This is a genomic window from Streptococcus bouchesdurhonensis, assembly GCF_948472335.1.
The window spans coordinates 98,313-118,260 of record NZ_CAOKTW010000001.1; the positions used below are offsets into that span (position 1 = coordinate 98,313).

The window sequence follows — 19,948 nt, forward strand, 5'->3', positions numbered from 1 at the left end:
TCTCATGTCTTATCAAGATTTAAAAGAGTGTAAAATCATCACAGCCTTTATTACCCCCTTTCACGAGGATGGTTCCATCAACTTTGATGCTATTCCAGCCTTGATTGAGCATTTATTGAGCCATCATACGGATGGAATTCTTCTCGCAGGTACCACTGCTGAGAGTCCGACATTGACTCACGATGAAGAGTTGGAGCTCTTTGCGGCTGTACAAAAAGTTGTCAATGGACGTGTTCCTTTGATTGCGGGTGTGGGTACCAATGATACGCGTGACTCTATTGAGTTTGTCAAAGAAGTCGCGGAATTTGGTGGTTTTGCTGCTGGGCTTGCTATTGTACCTTACTACAACAAACCTTCTCAAGAAGGAATGTATCAGCATTTTAAGGCCATTGCAGATGCTTCTGACTTACCTATTATTATCTATAACATTCCAGGGCGTGTGGTTGTCGAATTAACTCCAGAAACCATGCTTCGTTTGGCTGACCATCCAAATATTATTGGTGTCAAAGAATGTACTAGCCTGGCTAATATGGCTTACTTGATTGAGCACAAGCCAGAAGAGTTCTTGGTCTATACTGGTGAGGATGGAGATGCTTTCCATGCCATGAACCTTGGTGCGGATGGTGTTATTTCTGTTGCATCCCATACAAATGGGGATGAGATGCACGAAATGTTTACTGCAATTGCAGAAAGCGACATGAAGAAAGCTGCAGCGATTCAACGTAAGTTCATTCCTAAAGTCAATGCCCTCTTCTCTTATCCAAGTCCTGCTCCAGTTAAGGCAGTTCTTAACTATATGGGATTTGAAGCTGGCCCAACTCGTCTACCTCTTGTTCCGGCACCAGAAGAAGATGCTAAACGAATTATCAAGGTTGTCGTAGATGGCGACTACGAAGCGACTAAGGCAACTGTAACAGGGGTTTTAAGACCAGATTACTAATAAAGACAATAAAATCCATGACCGAATGAAGGATCATGGATTTTTCTTATTTTCCTAAACAGAATTGGCTAAAGAGTTGGGTGATGAGTTCATCAGGAGCAGCATCCCCAGTGATTTCTCCGAGGATTTCCCAAGTACGGGTCAAGTCAACTTGAAGCAAGTCAACTGGCATACCTAGTTCCAGCCCTTCATTAACAGCTTGCAAACTTTCAACAGCCTTCTCAATCAAGGAAATATGACGGGCGTTGGACAAGTAAGTAGCATCTTGCTCGACTAGACCAGCATTTTCAAAGAAGAGGTTGTTGATACGTTCTTCAATCTTATCAATATTTTGGTTTTTTAGGACTGAAATACGAATAACGTCTTCAGGAAGTTCTGAAGTTTCAATCGTTTCTGGCAGGTCGGTTTTATTAAGAAGAATAATGCGATTAGTCTCCTGACTGATTTCTAGGAGTTGGCGGTCTTGGGCGGTTAGTGGTTCACTGGCATTTAGCACCAGTAGAACCAAGTCGGCTTCCTTGAGGGCTTTTTTCGAACGCTCAACTCCAATTTGTTCAACGATATCATCCGTTTCACGAATACCAGCTGTGTCAATCAATTTGAGAGGAACACCGTTGATGTTGACGTATTCTTCGATGACATCTCGAGTTGTACCAGCAATGTCTGTAACGATAGCCTTGTCCTCACGTAAGAGGTTGTTGAGGAGGCTGGATTTTCCAACGTTAGGACGGCCGATGATAGCTGTTGAAATTCCCTCACGGAGGATTTTGCCGCGACGGGCTGTCCTAAGGAGATTAGTTAGTAATTGTTCAAACTCCATTGTCTTCTCACGGACAACAGCAGTAGTGGCTTCCTCAACATCGTCATACTCAGGATAGTCGATATTAACCTCAACTTGGGCAAGTGTGTTAAGGATTTCTTGACGGGTATTGTTAATGAGGTCAGAAAGGGAACCATCTAATTGTTTGACCGCAATGTTCATGGCCTTGTCTGTCTTTGCACGGATGATGTCCATCACTGCCTCAGCCTGTGTCAAATCTACGCGACCGTTTAAAAAGGCACGTTTAGTAAATTCACCAGGTTCAGCCAATCGAGCTCCTTCACGGATAGCTAGCTGGAGAATCTCATTGGTCACCGCAATACCACCGTGGGTATTAATCTCGATAATATCCTCACGAGTGAAGGTCTTTGGAGACTTCATAGCCCCAACCATGACTTCGTCCATGACTTTTCCTGTCTGAGGATCAACGATGTGACCGTAGTTAAGGGTATGGCTAGCAACCTTACTCAAGTCTTTTCCTTTAAAAATCTTTTGCGCAATAGCAAAACTTTCTGTTCCGCTCAGGCGGACAATACCAATAGCCCCTTCACCTAGTGGAGTAGAGATAGCAGCGATGGTATCAAATTCACGTGTAATCATAATGTTTCCTTTAATAAATAGCTCTTTTCTTGGAAATTTTTCCAAGTCTCTTTTCAAATTGTAACAAATTTGAACTATTTCTTCAATGGATGCTACTTGGAGATTGAAAAAGCCTAAGCAATTCTGCTTAAGCTAGCTTATTTGTTGCGCATTTCCCCTTGTGGGAAGTAAGTTCCTTCTGGCATGTCGTTGATGATGACATGGACAGCAGATTGAGGTGCTCCAGTGTTACGGACAACAGCTTCCGTTACTTCCTTAGCAAGAGCCTTCTTTTGCTCGAGCGTGCGTCCTTCAAATAAATCGATGCGTACAAATGGCATAATAGCTTCCTCCACTAGTTTTTGATTTCTTCTATTTTACCACATTTTGCCATTTAAAGCTTAAGAAAATTATGATATACTAGAATGTATCAAAAATTTAGAAATGGACGTGAAGCAAGAAACATGGCACAGTTGTATTATCGTTATGGGACCATGAACTCTGGTAAGACGATTGAGATTCTCAAAGTGGCCTATAACTATGAGGAGCAAGGAAAAGGTGTTGTGATTATGACCTCGGCTCTGGATACGCGTGACGGTGTTGGCTATGTGTCGAGTCGGATTGGTATGAAACGCTCTGCCATTGCGATTGAGGAAACGACGGATATCTTCGGCTATATCCGAGACCTACCAGAAAAACCTTACTGTGTGTTGGTTGATGAAGCCCAGTTTCTCAAACGTCATCATGTTTATGACCTAGCTCGTGTTGTCGATGAGTTAGACATACCTGTCATGGCTTTTGGCTTGAAAAATGACTTTCGCAATGAACTGTTCGAAGGTTCCAAGTATCTCTTGCTCTTAGCAGACAAGATTGACGAAATCAAGACCATCTGTCAGTATTGTAAGAAAAAGGCGACTATGGTTTTGCGAACACAGGATGGACTGCCCGTTTACGATGGTGAGCAGATTCAGATCGGTGGCAATGAAACCTATATCTCAGTTTGCCGTAAACATTATTTTGCGCCAATGATAACCTCTAACAAGGAGCAAAACTATGACAATTGAACTAAGAGATGTTACAATGGAAAATTATTTTGATGTTTTGAATTTGGATGTCAAGGAATATCAAAAACAATTCATTGCAACTAATGCAATTAGTTTAGCTGAAGCATACGTCTACACTAAAAATGGAGATTTTGTAGCTCCATTGGCAGTTTATGATAATGATGCAATTATAGGTTTTGTGATGATAGCTTATGATAAAAAGATCGGAATTAGTAGTGGAAATTATTTACTATTTCGTTTTATGATTGATAAGAATTTTCAAAATCAAGGATATTTTAAACCAATTATGGATAAAGTACTAGACTATGTTCGGACAGCGCCAGCAGGTTTAAGCAATAAACTTTGGTTGTCTTATGAACCAGAAAACGAACATGCAAGATCTTGTTACATCAGTTATGGATTTAAAGAAACTGGGGAAATATCCGAGAACGAAGTAGTAGCAATCTATAATTTAACAATTGAGAAATAAGGAGAATGAAGAAAAATGAACATCTATGATCAACTACAAGCTGTAGAAGACCGTTATGAAGAATTAGGAGAGTTGCTCAGTGACCCGGATGTCGTTTCAGACACCAAACGTTTTATGGAGCTTTCAAAAGAAGAGGCTTCAACTCGTGACACAGTAACAGCCTACCGTGAGTACAAACAAGTCCTTCAAAACATCGTTGATGCTGAAGAGATGATTAAGGAATCAGGTGGAGATGCGGACTTGGAAGAAATGGCTAAGCAAGAGCTCAAAGATGCCAAGGCTGAAAAAGAAGAATACGAAGAAAAATTGAAAATCTTGCTTCTTCCAAAGGATCCAAACGATGACAAGAATATCATCCTTGAAATCCGTGGAGCAGCGGGTGGAGATGAGGCAGCACTTTTCGCTGGGGATTTGCTAACCATGTATCAAAAGTATGCTGAAGCCCAAGGCTGGCGCTTTGAAGTTATGGAAGCCTCTATGAATGGTGTCGGCGGTTTCAAAGAAGTGGTTGCCATGGTTTCAGGTCAGTCTGTTTACTCTAAGCTTAAGTACGAATCAGGTGCCCACCGTGTGCAACGTGTCCCTGTGACAGAAAGCCAAGGTCGTGTCCATACATCAACTGCCACAGTTCTTGTCATGCCTGAAGTAGAAGAAGTAGAGTACGATATTGATCCAAAAGACCTTCGTGTTGACATCTACCACGCATCAGGTGCTGGTGGACAGAACGTCAATAAAGTTGCGACTGCCGTTCGTATCGTTCACTTGCCAACCAATATTAAGGTTGAGATGCAGGAAGAACGTACCCAGCAGAAGAACCGTGAGAAAGCCATGAAAATCATCCGTGCGCGTGTTGCTGACCACTTTGCACAAATTGCTCAGGATGAACAAGACGCTGAGCGCAAGTCAACAATCGGTACTGGTGACCGTTCAGAACGAATCCGTACTTATAATTTCCCACAAAACCGTGTCACAGATCACCGTATCGGTTTAACCCTCCAAAAACTAGATACCATTTTATCTGGTAAATTGGACGAAGTTGTGGATGCCTTGGTGCTCTATGACCAAACACAAAAATTAGAAGAATTAAACAAATAATGAAATTAGCTCAATTATTTTCAGATTTTGAAGAAGAGTTGATAAGACAAGGAGAGGAAGCTGAAAGCCTCTCTTTTGTCTATCATATCCTGAAAAATCTATCTTTTACGGACTTTGTTTTTGCCCTCCAGCAGGAAGTGACGGAAGAGGAAGAAGTATTTGTAAAAGGAATTTTCCAACAGTTAGCAGCTCATAAACCGGCACAATACATCATTGGACAGACAGATTTTTATGGAATGCAGTTAAAAGTTGATGAGCGAGTATTGATCCCTCGTCCAGAAACAGAGGAGTTGGTGGAGCTTATTCTGGCTGAAAATCCTGAGACGAATCTTTCTGTTCTGGATATTGGAACAGGTAGTGGAGCTATTGCTCTCGCTCTAGCAAAAAATAGACCAGATTGGTCGGTGACAGCAGCAGATATTTCCCAAAATGCTTTAGATGTAGCTAGTGAAAATTCTAAAAATCAAAATCTTCAATTATTTTTAAAAAAATCTGACTGTTTTACAGAAATTTCTGAAAAATATGATATAATTGTTTCCAATCCACCCTATATCTCTCGTGAAGATGCGTCAGAGGTCGGCTTGAATGTTTTGTATTCAGAACCTCATCTAGCTCTCTTTGCAGACGAGGATGGTCTAGCTATTTACCGTAGAATTGCGGAAGATGTAAAAGACTATCTCAAAGATGGTGGTAAGATTTACCTTGAAATTGGATACAAGCAAGGTCAAAGTGTTCCCGAACTCTTTAGGAAACAGCTTCCTGAAAAACGAGTACGAACGCTCAAGGACCAGTTTAGTCAAGATAGGATGGTTGTAGTTGATGATGGACAGGATTAGACAAGAGTTGGAAAATGGTGGAGCTGTCGTTCTGCCTACAGAGACAGTTTACGGTCTTTTTGCTAAGGCCTTAGATGAAAAAGCAGTTGACCATGTTTACCAACTTAAACGTCGTCCAAGAGACAAGGCGCTTAACCTCAATATCGCCTCTTTAGAGGATATCTTGCACTTTTCTAAGAATCAGCCAACTTATCTTCAAAAACTTGTAGAGACCTTTTTACCAGGTCCCTTGACCATTATCCTTGAAGCCAATGACCGCGTTCCCTATTGGGTCAATTCTGGTCTTGCAACTGTTGGATTTCGGATGCCGAGTCATCCCATTACCCTTGATTTGATTCGAGAGATAGGTCCCTTGATTGGGCCGTCTGCCAATATTTCAGGTCAGGCAAGTGGAGTGACCTTTAACCAAATTCTAGAGGATTTTGACCAAGAGGTTCTGGGTCTGGAAGACGATGCTTTTCTAACTGGACAGGATTCGACTATTTTGGATTTGTCTGGAGACAAGGTGAAAATCTTACGCCAAGGGGCGATTAAGCGAGAAGATATTCTTGCTCGGTTGCCAGAGATTTCTTTTGAGGAGGAATGAGATGTTAAGAGACTTAAGAGAAACTGATGTGAAAGCTATATGTGACATTAACCAAGAAGCTTTGGGCTATTCTTTTAGTCCAGAGGAAACGGCTAGTCAATTAGCTAGACTATCTCAGGATTCCCATCATTTCCTTCTTGGCTATGAGGATGCAGCTAGTCATGTCTTACTTGGATATGTCCACGCTGAGGTCTATGAATCACTTTATTCTAAAGCAGGATTTAATATTTTAGCTTTAGCAGTTTTACCTCAAGCGCAAGGTCAAGGTATTGGTAAAAGTTTACTGCAAGGGTTGGATCAAGAAGCAAAAAGACGTGCTTATGGGTTTATCCGCTTAAACTCTGCAGATCATCGTCTGGGTGCTCATGCATTTTATGAAAAAGTTGGTTATACTTGTGATAAAATGCAGAAACGGTTTATTCGCATCTTTTAGTTTATTTTCTTAAACTAAAGGACCTGTCATACTATAAAGGAGAAGACCTATGATTTTTGACAAAGACGATTTTAAAGCATACGATGCTGATCTCTGGAATGCTATTGCCAAAGAAGAAGAACGCCAACAAAACAACATTGAGTTGATTGCTTCGGAAAACGTAGTTTCCAAGGCTGTTATGGCAGCTCAAGGGTCTATCTTGACGAATAAATACGCTGAAGGCTACCCAGGCCGCCGTTATTATGGTGGAACTGATGTGGTAGACGTAGTAGAATCTCTAGCCATTGAACGCGCAAAAGAAATTTTCGGTGCTAAATTCGCTAATGTCCAACCTCACTCAGGAAGTCAAGCTAACTGTGCGGCTTACATGGCCTTGATTGAGCCAGGTGATACCGTTATGGGGATGGATTTGGCAGCAGGTGGTCACTTGACCCATGGGGCTCCTGTTAGCTTCTCTGGTCAAACATACAACTTTGTTTCTTATAGTGTGGATCCTGAAACAGAACTCTTAGACTTTGGTGCTATCTTGAAACAAGCCCAAGAAGTAAAACCAAAACTGATTGTAGCTGGTGCTTCAGCCTATTCTCAAATTATCGACTTTTCAAAATTCCGTGAAATTGCAGATGCTGTTGGGGCTAAACTCATGGTAGATATGGCTCATATTGCTGGTTTGGTTGCAGCTGGTCTTCACCCAAGCCCAGTGCCATACGCTCATATCACTACAACAACGACCCACAAAACCCTTCGTGGACCACGTGGTGGTTTGATTTTGACCAATGATGAAGACTTAGCTAAGAAAATCAATTCAGCTATTTTCCCAGGTATTCAGGGTGGTCCTTTGGAGCATGTTGTGGCGGCTAAGGCAGTTTCCTTCAAAGAAGTTTTGGATCCAGCCTTCAAGGAATATGCTGCCAATGTTATCAAGAACAGCAAGACTATGGCAGATGTCTTCTTGCAAGACCCTGATTTTCGTATCATTTCTGGAGGAACTGAAAACCACCTCTTCCTAGTGGATGTGACTAAAGTTGTAGAAAACGGTAAAGTTGCTCAAAACTTGCTAGATGAAGTCAATATTACCCTAAATAAAAACTCAATCCCTTACGAAAGATTGTCACCATTCAAGACAAGTGGTATTCGTATCGGAGCAGCAGCCATTACTGCACGTGGATTTGGTGAAGAAGAAAGTCGCAAAGTGGCTGAGTTCATCATTAAAACCCTCAAGAATGCAGAAAATGAAGCTGTCTTAGAAGAAGTGAGAAGTGCAGTTAAAGAATTAACAGATGCCTTCCCATTATACGAGGACTAATACTTTTATGGACATTTATATTAAGAAAGCTATTATCCATCAGTTCAGTCCGGATGATACCGAGCTGTTCCTAGCGGATAAGTTTCTCAATATCACTCCAAAAATCGAAGAATACTTGCGTAAAAAAATTGAACGTGTGTATTCAGATGAAGCTAAGACTGGGATTTTCGAAGAAGAAAATCCCTTCTTCAATCACATCACAGACGATTTGTTGGAGACATCAGTAACACTGGCTAATCTCTGGAAAGAGGAGTTCAGCATTTCAGAAAATCTCAAGACCAATGACTTGATTTTTGTGCAATTTTCTAAAGAAGGTGTAGAACATTTTGCTTTCTTACGAATTGCCCTGCGGGAGACCTTGACTCACCTCGGAGGAGAGGTTGACAATCCAATCAAGCTAACTCAGAATAACTTGCCTGGATTTGGAACGGGTGCTGATGAGGCCTTAGTGATTAATCTTCAGAGCCGCAAGTACCATCTGATTGAAAAACGAATCAAGTACAACGGAACTTTTTTGAACTACTTTTCAGACAATCTTCTTGCTGTCGCTCCTAAGATTTCACCCAAGAAATCTATCAAAGAACTGGAAAAAACAGCTCAGAGGATTGCTGAATCTTTTAATACAGATGATTTTCAATTTCAATCTAAGGTAAAATCAGCGATTTTCAACAACTTAGAAGAAAGCAATGAATTGTCGCCTGAGAAATTGGCCAACGACCTTTTTGACAATAATCTGACTGCTCGTTTGAGTTTTATTGACCAAGTCAAAGAAGCCGTACCAGAACCAGTTCAATTTGATGAAATTGATGCTAGTCGCCAATTAAAGAAATTTGAAAATCAAAAACTCTCCTTGTCAAATGGAATTGAGCTCATTGTTCCTAATAACGTCTATCAAGACGCCGAGTCTGTTGAGTTTATCCAAAATGACAATGGAACTTACTCTATCTTAATCAAAAATATCGAGGATATCCAAAGTAAATAATGTTTAAACGAATTCGAAGAGTGCTTGTACTAGCAGTCTTCCTTTTTGCTGGATATAAAGCTTACCGCGTTCACCAAGATGTCAAGCAAGTCATGACCTATCAACCCATGGTGCGAGAAATCTTGAGTGAAAAAGACACCCCAGCAAACGAAGAGCTTGTGCTCGCTATGATTTATACCGAAACAAAAGGAAAAGAAGGCGATGTTATGCAGTCTAGTGAGTCTGCAAGTGGTTCCACCAACACCATCAATGATAATGTCTCTAGCATTCGGCAAGGCGTTCAAACTCTGACAGACAATCTTTATCTGGCCCAGAAGAAGGGTGTTGATGTCTGGACAGCTGTTCAAGCCTATAATTTTGGACCTGCCTATATCGATTTTATCGCCCAAAATGGCAAGGAAAACACCTTGGCTCTGGCCAAACAGTACTCTCGTGAGACTGTTGCCCCCTTGCTTGGTAATACCACTGGAAAGACTTATAGTTATATTCACCCCATTTCCATTTTTCACGGTGCCGAACTCTATGTAAATGGAGGAAACTATTATTATTCTAGACAGGTGCAACTCAACCTTTACATCATCAAATGTTTCACTCTCTTTTCGACATCTGGCTAGTCCAGATGTTTTTGTTATAAGTTTTCTTTAAGATAGATATATTACTCTAGAAAGGTAAAGGAGGGAATTCCCTATGAGAAAGAAACTCTTTCTGACTAGTGCTGCGGTCTTGTGGGCAGTAACAGCTATGAATAGCGCCCATGCAGCAACAGATGTTCAAAAAGTCATCGACGAAACCTATGTTCAACCTGAATATGTCCTAGGTTCATCCCTATCTGAAGACCAAAAAAATCAAACCCTTAAAAAACTAGGCTACAATGCCTCAACAGACACCAAAGAACTCAAGACCATGACACCTGATGTTTATTCTAAGATCATGAATGTGGCCACTGACTCTAGTTTACAGTTGTATTCATCAGCCAAGATTCAAAAACTAGGTGACAAGTCGCCACTTGAGGTCAAGATTGAAACACCAGAAAATATCACTAAGGTAACTCAGGATATGTACCGAAATGCAGCCGTAACTTTGGGTGTGGAACACGCCAAAATCACTGTAGCAGCCCCCATTCCTGTTACAGGTGAGAGTGCTTTAGCAGGGATTTACTATTCGCTAGAGGCTAATGGAGCCAAGGTGCCGCAAGCCAACAAAGAGTTGGCTCAAGAAGAGCTAAAGGCTTTGTCTGATATCAATGCTGAAAACAAGGACAAAACTGGCTATGATGCTAATAAATTAAATGTTGCCCTAGCCGATATCAAGTCAGGACTCGCCAAAGCTAAAGAAAGCAAGGGAAATCTGACAGAGGAAGATGTCCGTAAAATTGTTGAAGATACCTTGAAAAATTACAAACTTGATCAGGTTATAACAGGAAACCAGATCAATATCATCATCAATTTTGCTTTGAATCTCTCAAAGAGTGATATCCTCAGCAATACAGACTTCACTAAAACCTTGAATGACCTGAAACAAAGTATTGTTTCACAAGCTGGCGACAGTTTTAAAAATATCAACCTTAACTTTGATGCTGATAAGGCGCTAGAGGACGGTGGTAACTTCTTAAGCTCCCTCTGGCAAGCCATTGTCAACTTCTTCAAGAGTTTTGGTTCTTAAGAAATTTCATGGTATAATAGATGGTAACCGTAACGTTGCCGTCTTTTTTGTCGGCCAATAGAAAGATGAAGAGAATGTTAAAGAAAAATGATATTGTAGAAGTTGAAATTGTTGACTTGACCCATGAAGGGGCAGGAGTTGCCAAGGTAGATGGCTTGGTATTTTTTGTTGAGAATGCATTACCGAGTGAAAAAATTCTCATGCGAGTTCTCAAGGTTAATAAAAAGATTGGTTTTGGGAAAGTGGAAGAATACCTTGTCCAGTCACCACATCGTAATCAAGATCTAGATTTGGCTTACTTGCGTTCAGGAATCGCGGATTTAGGTCATCTTGCCTATCCAGAACAACTCAAATTTAAAACCAAGCAAGTCAAAGACAGTCTCTACAAGATTGCTGGAATTGATGATATAGAGGTTGCTGAAACTTTGGGTATGAAAAATCCAGTCAAGTACCGCAATAAGGCGCAGGTGCCTGTTCGTCGAGTGAATGGTGTCTTGGAAACAGGATTTTTCCGTAAGAATTCCCACGATCTCATGCCTTTGGAAGATTTCTTTATCCAGGATCCTGTGATTGATGAGGTAGTAGTAGCCCTACGAGACTTGCTCCGTCGTTATGATTTGAAACCTTATGATGAAAAGGAACAAGCTGGCTTGATTCGAAACCTTGTGGTGCGTCGTGGGCACTATTCAGGACAAATCATGGTTATTTTGGTTACAACTCGTCCCAAAGTTTTTCGTGTTGACCAATTAATTGAACAATTAATCAAGCAGTTCCCAGACATCACGTCTGTTATGCAAAATGTCAACGACCAAAACACCAATGCGATTTTTGGCAAGGAATGGCGTACGCTTTATGGTCAAGACTATATTACCGACCAAATGTTGGGAACTAACTACCAAATCGCTGGACCAGCATTTTACCAAGTCAATACTGAAATGGCAGAGAAGCTCTACCAAACAGCTATTGACTTTGCTGAATTAAAAGAAGATGATGTGGTTATCGATGCTTATTCTGGTATTGGAACAATTGGCCTCTCTGTTGCGAAACATGTCAAGGAGGTCTATGGTGTTGAAGTAATTCCAGAAGCGGTTGAGAATAGCAAGAAGAATGCCCAATTAAACAATATTTCAAACGCCCACTATGTCTGTGATACAGCCGAAAATGCCATGAAAAATTGGCTTAAAGATGGAATTCAACCAAGCCTTATCCTAGTGGACCCACCAAGAAAAGGACTCACAGAAAGCTTTATCAAGGCAAGTAGCCAAACAGGAGCTGACCGCATCGCCTATATCTCTTGTAATGTCGCAACCATGGCGCGTGATATCAAACTCTACCGAGAATTGGGATACGAGTTGAATAAAGTACAGCCGGTTGATCTTTTTCCTCAAACGCATCATGTGGAGGCGGTAAGTTTGCTAGTCAAGGAGTAAAACGACGAAGATTAGCATTTACTTCCGCCCATGCGATAGCTGTCCGTGATTGACAAGTGCTAGCACGCAGACAGAACGGAGATAGCGAACCGCTGAGTGTGTCGCTCTGCTCGTAAAAGCTTAGAAACCTTTGAACGAAAGGGATAATGAAAGCCTTGATTGCAAGGCTTTTTGCTTTATGGTGGGTAAGTATCAGAGTGAGAAAATTTTTGGAATGAGTAGAAGTGATAGCTAGAAATTATCAGTTTCTATTTCCATTTACCCTGTGGGTACGTGTTTGTTTCCATTGACAAGGAGTTTGTGGGAATAGAAATGTACCCACCTTGTTTGAATCAAGTGAAGTGTAGTTGAAGGAAATCTGTTGAAAGCAATACTTCATTTTACCGAATAAGTAATAATTTAGGCAACTTCAAATCGATTAAAAAAAACTATTTTAAAGGTTAAGAGTAGACAAAAATTGTCCACTCTTTTTTGCAAACTCAATTTATCAATAAATGAAATGAGGGAATGTAAAATGAAATATTTTGAGGTTGAGTTAGAAAATCCTGATGAATTTTTAAAACTACAAACAGAAGATTTTGTGAAAGCTAATCGCTTGCTACTAAGGAAGATAATCCAGAGCGTTACAGTCTATGAAGAAAACTTCGTCATATCCTTTAAATCTGGCATCGAATTGGAAGTATGAGTCTCATTCCATAACTTTTATATTGAACATATCATCTTGTTGTGTTATACTATAAATTGATATAAACAAAGATGTAGGAGGAACCGAAACTATGACAGCCTCAATGCGTTTAAGATAAGCTGGCAATAAAAAAAGCAGAATCTATACCCGATGATAGGCTTTTTTGTTGTGCTTATTTATACGATATTGAGCATTCATTAGTTACGGTGAGGATATTGGTTATTTAACTATACCTTTATTTAACTATGTCTTTAATATGAATGTTTCCAAATTGTATGTATGCAGACCAAAAGCCACATTGTGGGGTTTGGCCTGCATTTTTTATTGCCTAGAATGCTATTCAAAATAGAAATTCAAGCAAAATAATATGCAGGAGATAATATAAATGGAAAAATACAACAATTGGAAACGAAAATTTTATGCAATATGGGCAGGGCAAGCAGTATCATTAATCACTAGTGCCATCCTGCAAATGGCGATTATTTTTTACCTTACAGAAAAAACAGGATCTGCGATGGTCTTGTCTATGGCTTCATTAGTAGGTTTTTTACCCTATGCGATTTTGGGACCTGCCATTGGTGTGCTAGTGGATCGTCATGATAGGAAGAAGATAATGATTGGTGCCGATTTAATTATCGCAGCAGCTGGTGCAGTGCTTGCTATTGTTGCATTCTGTATGGAGCTACCTGTCTGGATGATTATGATAGTATTGTTTATCCGTAGCATTGGAACAGCTTTTCATACCCCAGCACTCAATGCGGTTACACCACTTTTAGTACCAGAAGAACAGCTAACGAAATGCGCAGGCTATAGTCAGTCTTTGCAGTCTATAAGCTATATTGTTAGTCCGGCAGTTGCAGCACTCTTATACTCCGTTTGGGATTTAAATGCTATTATTGCCATCGACGTATTGGGTGCTGTGATTGCATCTATTACGGTAGCAATTGTACGTATACCTAAGCTGGGTAATCAAGTGCAAAGTTTAGAACCAAATTTCATAAGGGAGATGAAAGAAGGAGTTGTGGTTCTGAGACAAAACAAAGGATTGTTTGCCTTATTACTCTTAGGAACACTATATACTTTTGTTTATATGCCAATCAATGCACTATTTCCTTTAATAAGCATGGAACACTTTAATGGAACGCCTGTGCATATTTCTATTACGGAAATTTCCTTTGCATTTGGGATGCTAGCAGGAGGCTTATTATTAGGAAGATTAGGGGGCTTCGAAAAGCATGTATTACTAATAACAAGTTCATTTTTTATAATGGGGACCAGTTTAGCCGTTTCGGGAATACTTCCTCCAAATGGATTTGTAATATTCGTAGTTTGCTGTGCAATAATGGGGCTTTCGGTGCCATTTTATAGCGGTGTGCAAACAGCTCTTTTTCAGGAGAAAATTAAGCCTGAATATTTAGGACGTGTATTTTCTTTGATCGGAAGTATCATGTCACTTGCTATGCCAATTGGGTTAATTCTTTCTGGATTCTTTGCTGATAAAATCGGTGTAAATCATTGGTTTTTACTATCAGGTATTTTAATTATTGGCATTGCTATAGTTTGCCAAATGATAACTGAGGTTAGAAAATTAGATTTAAAATAAACAATATTGGAGGAATATTTATGTATCTTATTTTCATGTAACTCTTCCTGCTAAAATCGCAGGGTTTTCCCTGCATACAAGCAAATGAAAGCATGCGATTATAGACAGGAGGAAATGTTATGGAATTAATATTAAAAGCAAAAGACATTCGTGTGGAATTCAAAGGACGCGATGTTTTAGATATAAATGAATTAGAAGTATATGATTATGACCGTATTGGTTTAGTAGGAGCAAATGGTGCTGGAAAAAGCACTTTACTCAGGGTACTTTTAGGAGAATTAACTCCCCCAGGATGTAAAATGAATCGTCTGGGTGAACTTGCCTATATTCCCCAGTTGGACGAAGTAACTCTGCAGGAGGAAAAAGATTTTGCACTTGTAGGCAAGCTAGGTGTTGAGCAATTAAATATACAGACTATGAGCGGTGGTGAAGAAACAAGGCTTAAAATAGCACAGGCCTTATCGGCACAGGTTCATGGTATTTTAGCGGATGAACCTACGAGCCATTTAGACCGTGAAGGAATTGATTTTCTAATAGGACAGCTAAAATATTTTACAGGTGCACTGTTAGTTATTAGCCATGACCGCTATTTTCTTGATGAAATAGTAGATAAAATATGGGAACTGAAAGATGGCAAAATCACTGAGTATTGGGGAAACTATTCTGATTATCTTCGTCAGAAAGAGGAAGAACGTAAGAGCCAAGCTGCAGAATACGAACAATTTATTGCGGAACGTGCCCGATTGGAAAGGGCTGCGGAGGAAAAGCGAAAACAGGCTCGTAAAATAGAACAGAAGGCAAAAGGTTCTTCAAAGAAAAAAAGTACTGAAGACGGAGGGCGTTTAGCTCATCAAAAATCAATAGGAAGTAAGGAAAAAAAGATGTATAATGCTGCTAAAACCCTAGAGCACAGGATTGCGGCCTTAGGAAAAGTAGAAGCTCCGGAAGGCATTCGCAGAATTCGTTTCAGGCAAAGTAAAGCATTGGAGCTCCATAATCCATACCCTATAGTCGGTGCAGAAATTAATAAAGTATTTGGGGATAAGGCTCTGTTTGAAAATGCATCTTTTCAAATTCCGTTAGGAGCAAAAGTGGCGTTAACTGGTGGTAATGGAATCGGAAAAACAACTTTAATCCAAATGATCTTAAACCATGAAGAAGGAATTTCTATTTCGCCTAAGGCAAAAATAGGTTACTTTGCACAGAATGGTTACAAGTACAACAGTAATCAGAATGTTATGGAGTTTATGCAGAAGGATTGTGACTACAATATATCAGAAATTCGTTCAGTGCTAGCATCTATGGGGTTCAAACAGAACGATATTGGAAAAAGTTTATCTGTTTTAAGCGGTGGAGAAATTATAAAATTGTTGCTTGCTAAAATGCTCATGGGTAGATATAACATCCTAATAATGGATGAACCCAGTAACTTCCTTGACATACCAAGTTTAGAGGCTTTGGAAATACTAATGAAGGAGTACACCGGAACTATCGTGTTTATCACCCACGATAAACGATTACTCGAAAATGTAGCAGATGTAGTTTATGAAATTAGAGATAAGAAAATAAATCTGAAACATTAAATTTAAGGTAGTCGCTGGTCAGTATAGTCTGTTCTGGTTGGCGACTCCATTGTTAAAGAGTATAAAGACTTTAGATTTTATGAATATTAAAAATAGGAACAGTCAATTGAACTGCTCCTATTTTTCTGCTAAATATATTGTAGTTTTCTTATATGTATAATGATAGATTAGCGGATTCTCATCTACGGTACTTACTTCAAATATGAAGAAGTGATCGCGGTTATCTCTGGACTTTTCCTTATTGAGGACAAAGTAATTCTTACGTGAAGTCGCCATTGTTTTTAGGATATCATCAGTTAGGAAGGTCAATGGAATATTCATGTTAGAGTAGCGGTAGAAGTCACGTTCAAAATCTTGGTAGCTCTCGCTATAATAGTCCATTTGTAGGTGATTACGCTGAAACTCAAGCTGATTCATAGAGCACCTCCTCGACAAGTTCAATACTAATAATGTCTTTTAATTTCAAATTGATGTGACCTGTTGTAGTTTTTATCAAAATGAAATCTTTGGTCAGACTTGGTATTGTTCCAGTGTAGGAAACACGCTTGTTTTTTTCAATCACTTGAATGCGTGTGCGTAGCTGCCCGGCGTATACTTGACTGAGGAGTAATAATTTCTTCTCTAGTGATAAGTCAGACATGTACGTTACTTTGTTTGTATCATCAGAGAGTGCTGATGCATGTTCAGATAGGAAAAAGCCCATCCATTTTTGCATCTTTGTATCCTGGTACTCTCTTGCTGATTGAAATGGTAAATATGAACGGTCAATCATATCAAATCCTTTCTATGCAGAGGCAAGGGTATTTTTATCAAATTGAATCGTAAAACCTTGAATTCCCCCACCTGTGTAACATTCTTTAAAGCGATTGATTACCTCAGTATAGATTATCACAGATGAGCTTGTTGGCTTAATGCTAAATGTAAATTCCAATGGTAATCGGTTTTCAGATTTAGCATGTACTAGTCGTATCGATATTTCAGTTGTTTTGAGTTTTCTCTGACGAAGTTTTGAAGTTGCTGTTTCAACGATTCCATGTAAAAATCTTTCAAGCATTTCAATATCATTACATCCTTTGCTACGGATTTCTGAAAATTGTACTGTATTTTTTTCTTGTTTCATTTTAATCCCTCCAATCCACCCGCGGAATGACCACCGATAAGTTTACTGCGTTCAATATTTCTGGAACCTTCAGTTAGGACGGTTCCTTTTTGTATGGCTAAAAAACCAAACTGTTCTCTGACAACATCAATAGCTGTCTGAAGTCTATTATCTTTTTCAATTTGTTCTACATCATCAAAGAGTGATAGTAGAGTATAGCTTTCATCTACGAAGCCACTATAAGATACACCAATTTGTCTCACTGCACCAGAGGTGTATTTTTTCGGAATAATACAAGTACATGACTCACCATTGTTTTGGGGAGATTTGCGGGTTCAATTTTATTCTGAGCATTTATAGATTTTTTCATCTCAGTCCTAGAATAGCCAATATGAATAGAAACGACAGTAGTCAATACTAGGGCTACTGTTCCGTTCCACAGTATCATTTAAAAATCATTTTCACACCCTTTCGTCTATTAGTATAGAAGAAAGCTCTCAGCACATGTCGAGTGTGTAAGCTTGTTAGTGAAACGTAGCTAATCCTCAAAAGGTTCACCCAAACCTTTTGAGTCCCACAAACGCATCACGTTGAGGCGGTATCACTGCTTGTACGAGCTGAAGCATCAGCGAAGTAGAAGCAGATGCTCCGCCCATGGGATAGGACTCGGAGAATGAGGAGGGAATATGATGAGATGATACAGAAAGCCTGAACTGATCAGGTGACGTGCTTATTTACATTAGCCTAATGATGAAAATAGAAAGATTATCGATGGTTATATTGGAATTGTACCAAAATGATTATTCTAAAGATATAGTCGCGTTTGATTCAATAAAAGAGGGGAAAACTTTTGTAGCTCAAATCCCTGGATATACTTTAGAAACAGAAGATGGATTTGAAGTAGAGTTTTTTAATCCTACAAATCTACCAGACTATCTGGAAATTATCTATAACGGAAACATTGTACCTTTGTCTAAATTTATGTTTGATCCTGAGGAAAATGTTGACATTATTTGGAAAGAAATCTCGAATCTATCCGAACCAAACGAAAAAGTAATTGAAGGCTATTCCAAAATCGATGCCTATGTTGTTAACAACGATGAAGTTAAAACCTAAGTGGAAGCAAGAGAAGCGAACTATCGGCAGGCAAAAGACTTTCTAGAATGCAGTGGATATGAAGTAGACAGAAGCTTTTTCAGAAGTGAAGACGGTGAAGCGATTCTCTACAGAAAAAAAGGTGCAGAAGATTGGCATTTCTTGTGTTACTTAGACCCAATATTTTTAGAGATTGAAGATGTAGAGGGATATGTTAAAGAAGAGGTTGGAGAAATTCAATAGTCAACCAAAGTTCCTTATCAGCATGTAGATTTGCTAGTAAAATCGTCAAATCCTTGTAACAAAGGGGGTTAAGAGAACCCTTGAGTGTAAGCCGTTTTCTTGTTTAGAGGGGACGTATTAGAGTATCCGCTCATAATTTATACTAGACCTGATAACTTATTTGAGATAGATTTTATTTCTATAAATACTGTGGAAATTTTTTAATACCAAAGATTTAAAGTTACTGTGTTAAAAAACCTCCCCACTTTTAAACTAATGTATTATAAAAATCAGTTGACATAAGTGTTACACCTGTGATAGAATTGACTTGAGGTGAAGAAAATGGCAACAGATAAAAATAGAATAATGATTAGCTTGGATGATAAAAATTTAGAGAAACTTGAAAATTTAGTAGAAGATGCTAGAGATAGAAGAGGAATGCGACTAACAAAGTCCCAAGTTATTGAATTACTCCTAAATACCGTTGATTATTTCGATGATATTATGGGAGCTATTTACTCAAAAAAATAACAGCGAAAATGCTATTATTTTTTTTACAAATAGGTGCAACACTAGTGATATAGGAGTGATAAAATGGTTGTTTATATTAGACAAAGTAAATTACCAAATGAGGTTTCAATTAATAAATACAATGCTCAAGTAGGTGCCTACTTACAAGGAGAAGAAGTTGTTTTATATCAATCTTTTTCTGAAATAAAACAGTTAACAAGCGATGATGCAGTTATAGATTATATAACGGAGACCAGAGCATTACTAAAAATGATGGGGTTAAACGTTCCGGTTTACGACTATCCTATTGAGCTTAAAGAGTTTTATGGTCGAAAGATTTATGCAGGTGTTTTAGGAGAGATTGTAAATATACCTGATAATTGGGGAAAATTTATTAAACCTAAAGCTGGATCAAAAGTCTTTACAGGAAGAGTTGTTAATGGAACCCGTGATTTGATAGGTATTGGTCTACCTTTCGACTATCCTATATGGATTAGTGAGGTTGTAGAATTCATAGCAGAATGGCGTTGTTTTGTGTTAGATGGTAGCGTATTAGATGTTCGCCCCTATACAGGTGATTATCATGCACAATTTGATCCTAGTGTAATTGATGAAGCCATATCATGTTGGAAAGATGCTCCAATAGCTTATGGACTAGATATCGGTGTCACTCGTGATGGCAGAACACTTGTAGTTGAAGTGAATGATGGTTATGCATTGGGAAATTATGGACTATCTCCTTTAAACTCAATCAATTTTCATAAAGCTAGATGGAAAGAAATGGTAAAACCTTATTTTGAAAAAAATGATGTCTTTACTATGCCTGAAAATGAAAATATAAGTTTCTAAAAGGAACAGAAATAAATCTGTGTAACTGCAACGAGTAAGTTGCAGTTTTTTGTTTGGAATAATGATATAATAGGTTAAGAAAATAATGAAAACGCTATAT

The 19,948-nt window shown here is 39.0% G+C and carries 23 protein-coding genes and 1 pseudogene; 18 read left to right on the forward strand and 6 right to left on the reverse strand.

Annotated features, from left to right (window positions below):
* Positions 1-4: 4 nt before the first annotated feature.
* Positions 5-940: a 4-hydroxy-tetrahydrodipicolinate synthase gene (gene dapA / locus QMQ21_RS00455; RefSeq protein ID WP_020902846.1), complete on the forward strand. Its 936-nt coding sequence runs from the start codon at positions 5-7 to the stop codon at positions 938-940.
* A 46-nt stretch (positions 941-986) separates the two neighbouring features.
* Here dapA and mnmE read toward each other — a convergent pair whose 3' ends face one another.
* Complete coding sequence (mnmE, locus tag QMQ21_RS00460) at positions 987-2,360, reverse strand: tRNA uridine-5-carboxymethylaminomethyl(34) synthesis GTPase MnmE (RefSeq protein WP_049501753.1); 1,374 nt, start codon at positions 2,358-2,360, stop codon at positions 987-989.
* Between the two features lie 137 nt (positions 2,361-2,497).
* On the reverse strand, positions 2,498-2,680 hold the full coding sequence (locus QMQ21_RS00465) for a 4-oxalocrotonate tautomerase (protein WP_049487149.1): 183 nt from the start codon (positions 2,678-2,680) through the stop codon (positions 2,498-2,500).
* 123 nt (positions 2,681-2,803) lie between these two features.
* Here QMQ21_RS00465 and QMQ21_RS00470 point away from each other — a divergent pair, with 123 nt between their 5' ends.
* From QMQ21_RS00470 to msr(D), 14 genes are all read left to right on the forward strand, one after another.
* Entirely contained in the window at positions 2,804-3,403 is a 600-nt protein-coding gene (locus tag QMQ21_RS00470) for a thymidine kinase (protein ID WP_004254333.1), read from the forward strand.
* Entirely contained in the window at positions 3,393-3,872 is a 480-nt protein-coding gene (locus tag QMQ21_RS00475; RefSeq protein WP_004254335.1) for a GNAT family N-acetyltransferase, read from the forward strand. The genes QMQ21_RS00470 and QMQ21_RS00475 overlap by 11 nt, the downstream gene beginning before the upstream one ends.
* 15 nt (positions 3,873-3,887) lie before the next feature.
* A complete protein-coding gene (gene prfA, locus QMQ21_RS00480) occupies positions 3,888-4,967 on the forward strand; it encodes a peptide chain release factor 1 (RefSeq protein WP_001028815.1) in 1,080 nt (359 codons plus the stop codon).
* Positions 4,967-5,803, forward strand: coding sequence for a peptide chain release factor N(5)-glutamine methyltransferase (gene prmC, locus QMQ21_RS00485; protein ID WP_261035155.1), 837 nt, complete (start codon positions 4,967-4,969; stop codon positions 5,801-5,803). Before prfA ends, prmC begins: the two co-directional genes overlap by 1 nt.
* A complete protein-coding gene (locus QMQ21_RS00490; protein ID WP_049515276.1) occupies positions 5,787-6,389 on the forward strand; it encodes an L-threonylcarbamoyladenylate synthase in 603 nt (200 codons plus the stop codon). Before prmC ends, QMQ21_RS00490 begins: the two co-directional genes overlap by 17 nt.
* A 1-nt stretch (position 6,390) precedes the next feature.
* The gene (locus tag QMQ21_RS00495; protein ID WP_023947706.1) at positions 6,391-6,822 is read left to right on the forward strand and encodes a GNAT family N-acetyltransferase; all 432 of its coding nucleotides are present in this window, start codon (positions 6,391-6,393) and stop codon (positions 6,820-6,822) included.
* Between the two features lie 49 nt (positions 6,823-6,871).
* Entirely contained in the window at positions 6,872-8,128 is a 1,257-nt protein-coding gene (gene glyA, locus QMQ21_RS00500; RefSeq protein ID WP_261813709.1) for a serine hydroxymethyltransferase, read from the forward strand.
* Positions 8,129-8,135: 7 nt separating this feature from the next.
* A complete protein-coding gene (locus QMQ21_RS00505) occupies positions 8,136-9,110 on the forward strand; it encodes a nucleoid-associated protein (protein ID WP_261120018.1) in 975 nt (324 codons plus the stop codon).
* A complete protein-coding gene (pmp23, locus tag QMQ21_RS00510) occupies positions 9,110-9,724 on the forward strand; it encodes a cell wall hydrolase Pmp23 (RefSeq protein ID WP_261102612.1) in 615 nt (204 codons plus the stop codon). The genes QMQ21_RS00505 and pmp23 overlap by 1 nt, the downstream gene beginning before the upstream one ends.
* 73 nt (positions 9,725-9,797) lie before the next feature.
* The gene (locus tag QMQ21_RS00515) at positions 9,798-10,772 is read left to right on the forward strand and encodes a DUF1002 domain-containing protein (RefSeq protein WP_261813710.1); all 975 of its coding nucleotides are present in this window, start codon (positions 9,798-9,800) and stop codon (positions 10,770-10,772) included.
* 74 nt (positions 10,773-10,846) lie between these two features.
* A complete protein-coding gene (rlmD, locus tag QMQ21_RS00520; RefSeq protein WP_261813711.1) occupies positions 10,847-12,202 on the forward strand; it encodes a 23S rRNA (uracil(1939)-C(5))-methyltransferase RlmD in 1,356 nt (451 codons plus the stop codon).
* Positions 12,203-12,716: 514 nt separating this feature from the next.
* On the forward strand, positions 12,717-12,887 hold the full coding sequence (locus QMQ21_RS00525) for a hypothetical protein (RefSeq protein ID WP_000873143.1): 171 nt from the start codon (positions 12,717-12,719) through the stop codon (positions 12,885-12,887).
* A gap of 385 nt (positions 12,888-13,272) precedes the next feature.
* Positions 13,273-14,490, forward strand: coding sequence for a macrolide efflux MFS transporter Mef(A) (gene mef(A), locus QMQ21_RS00530; RefSeq protein ID WP_000417519.1), 1,218 nt, complete (start codon positions 13,273-13,275; stop codon positions 14,488-14,490).
* Positions 14,491-14,609: 119 nt separating this feature from the next.
* Positions 14,610-16,073: an ABC-F type ribosomal protection protein Msr(D) gene (gene msr(D) / locus QMQ21_RS00535; RefSeq protein WP_000420313.1), complete on the forward strand. Its 1,464-nt coding sequence runs from the start codon at positions 14,610-14,612 to the stop codon at positions 16,071-16,073.
* 117 nt (positions 16,074-16,190) lie between these two features.
* Here msr(D) and QMQ21_RS00540 read toward each other — a convergent pair whose 3' ends face one another.
* The 4 genes from QMQ21_RS00540 to QMQ21_RS00555 are packed head-to-tail and all read right to left on the reverse strand — an operon-like array spanning position 16,191 to position 17,435.
* A complete protein-coding gene (locus QMQ21_RS00540; protein WP_001072467.1) occupies positions 16,191-16,490 on the reverse strand; it encodes a DUF5960 family protein in 300 nt (99 codons plus the stop codon).
* Positions 16,477-16,845: a hypothetical protein gene (locus QMQ21_RS00545; RefSeq protein WP_000567222.1), complete on the reverse strand. Its 369-nt coding sequence runs from the start codon at positions 16,843-16,845 to the stop codon at positions 16,477-16,479. Before QMQ21_RS00545 ends, QMQ21_RS00540 begins: the two co-directional genes overlap by 14 nt.
* A 12-nt stretch (positions 16,846-16,857) precedes the next feature.
* Positions 16,858-17,193 (reverse strand): DinB/UmuC family translesion DNA polymerase, encoded by a 336-nt coding sequence (locus QMQ21_RS00550; RefSeq protein WP_000806926.1) that lies wholly within the window; start codon positions 17,191-17,193, stop codon positions 16,858-16,860.
* Positions 17,190-17,435 carry a hypothetical protein gene (locus QMQ21_RS00555; protein ID WP_001813542.1) on the reverse strand — a complete coding sequence of 82 codons (246 nt, stop codon included), beginning with the start codon at positions 17,433-17,435 and terminating at the stop codon, positions 17,190-17,192. The genes QMQ21_RS00550 and QMQ21_RS00555 overlap by 4 nt, the downstream gene beginning before the upstream one ends.
* A 508-nt stretch (positions 17,436-17,943) precedes the next feature.
* Here QMQ21_RS00555 and QMQ21_RS00560 point away from each other — a divergent pair.
* The 3 genes and pseudogenes from QMQ21_RS00560 to QMQ21_RS00570 all read left to right on the forward strand — a co-directional run bounded on the left by QMQ21_RS00560 (position 17,944) and on the right by QMQ21_RS00570 (position 19,848).
* Positions 17,944-18,510: pseudogene (locus QMQ21_RS00560) on the forward strand (hypothetical protein).
* A 321-nt stretch (positions 18,511-18,831) separates the two neighbouring features.
* Positions 18,832-19,020: a hypothetical protein gene (locus tag QMQ21_RS00565; protein ID WP_000179769.1), complete on the forward strand. Its 189-nt coding sequence runs from the start codon at positions 18,832-18,834 to the stop codon at positions 19,018-19,020.
* Between the two features lie 63 nt (positions 19,021-19,083).
* Entirely contained in the window at positions 19,084-19,848 is a 765-nt protein-coding gene (locus tag QMQ21_RS00570; protein ID WP_049487161.1) for an ATP-grasp domain-containing protein, read from the forward strand.
* Positions 19,849-19,948: the final 100 nt, after the last annotated feature.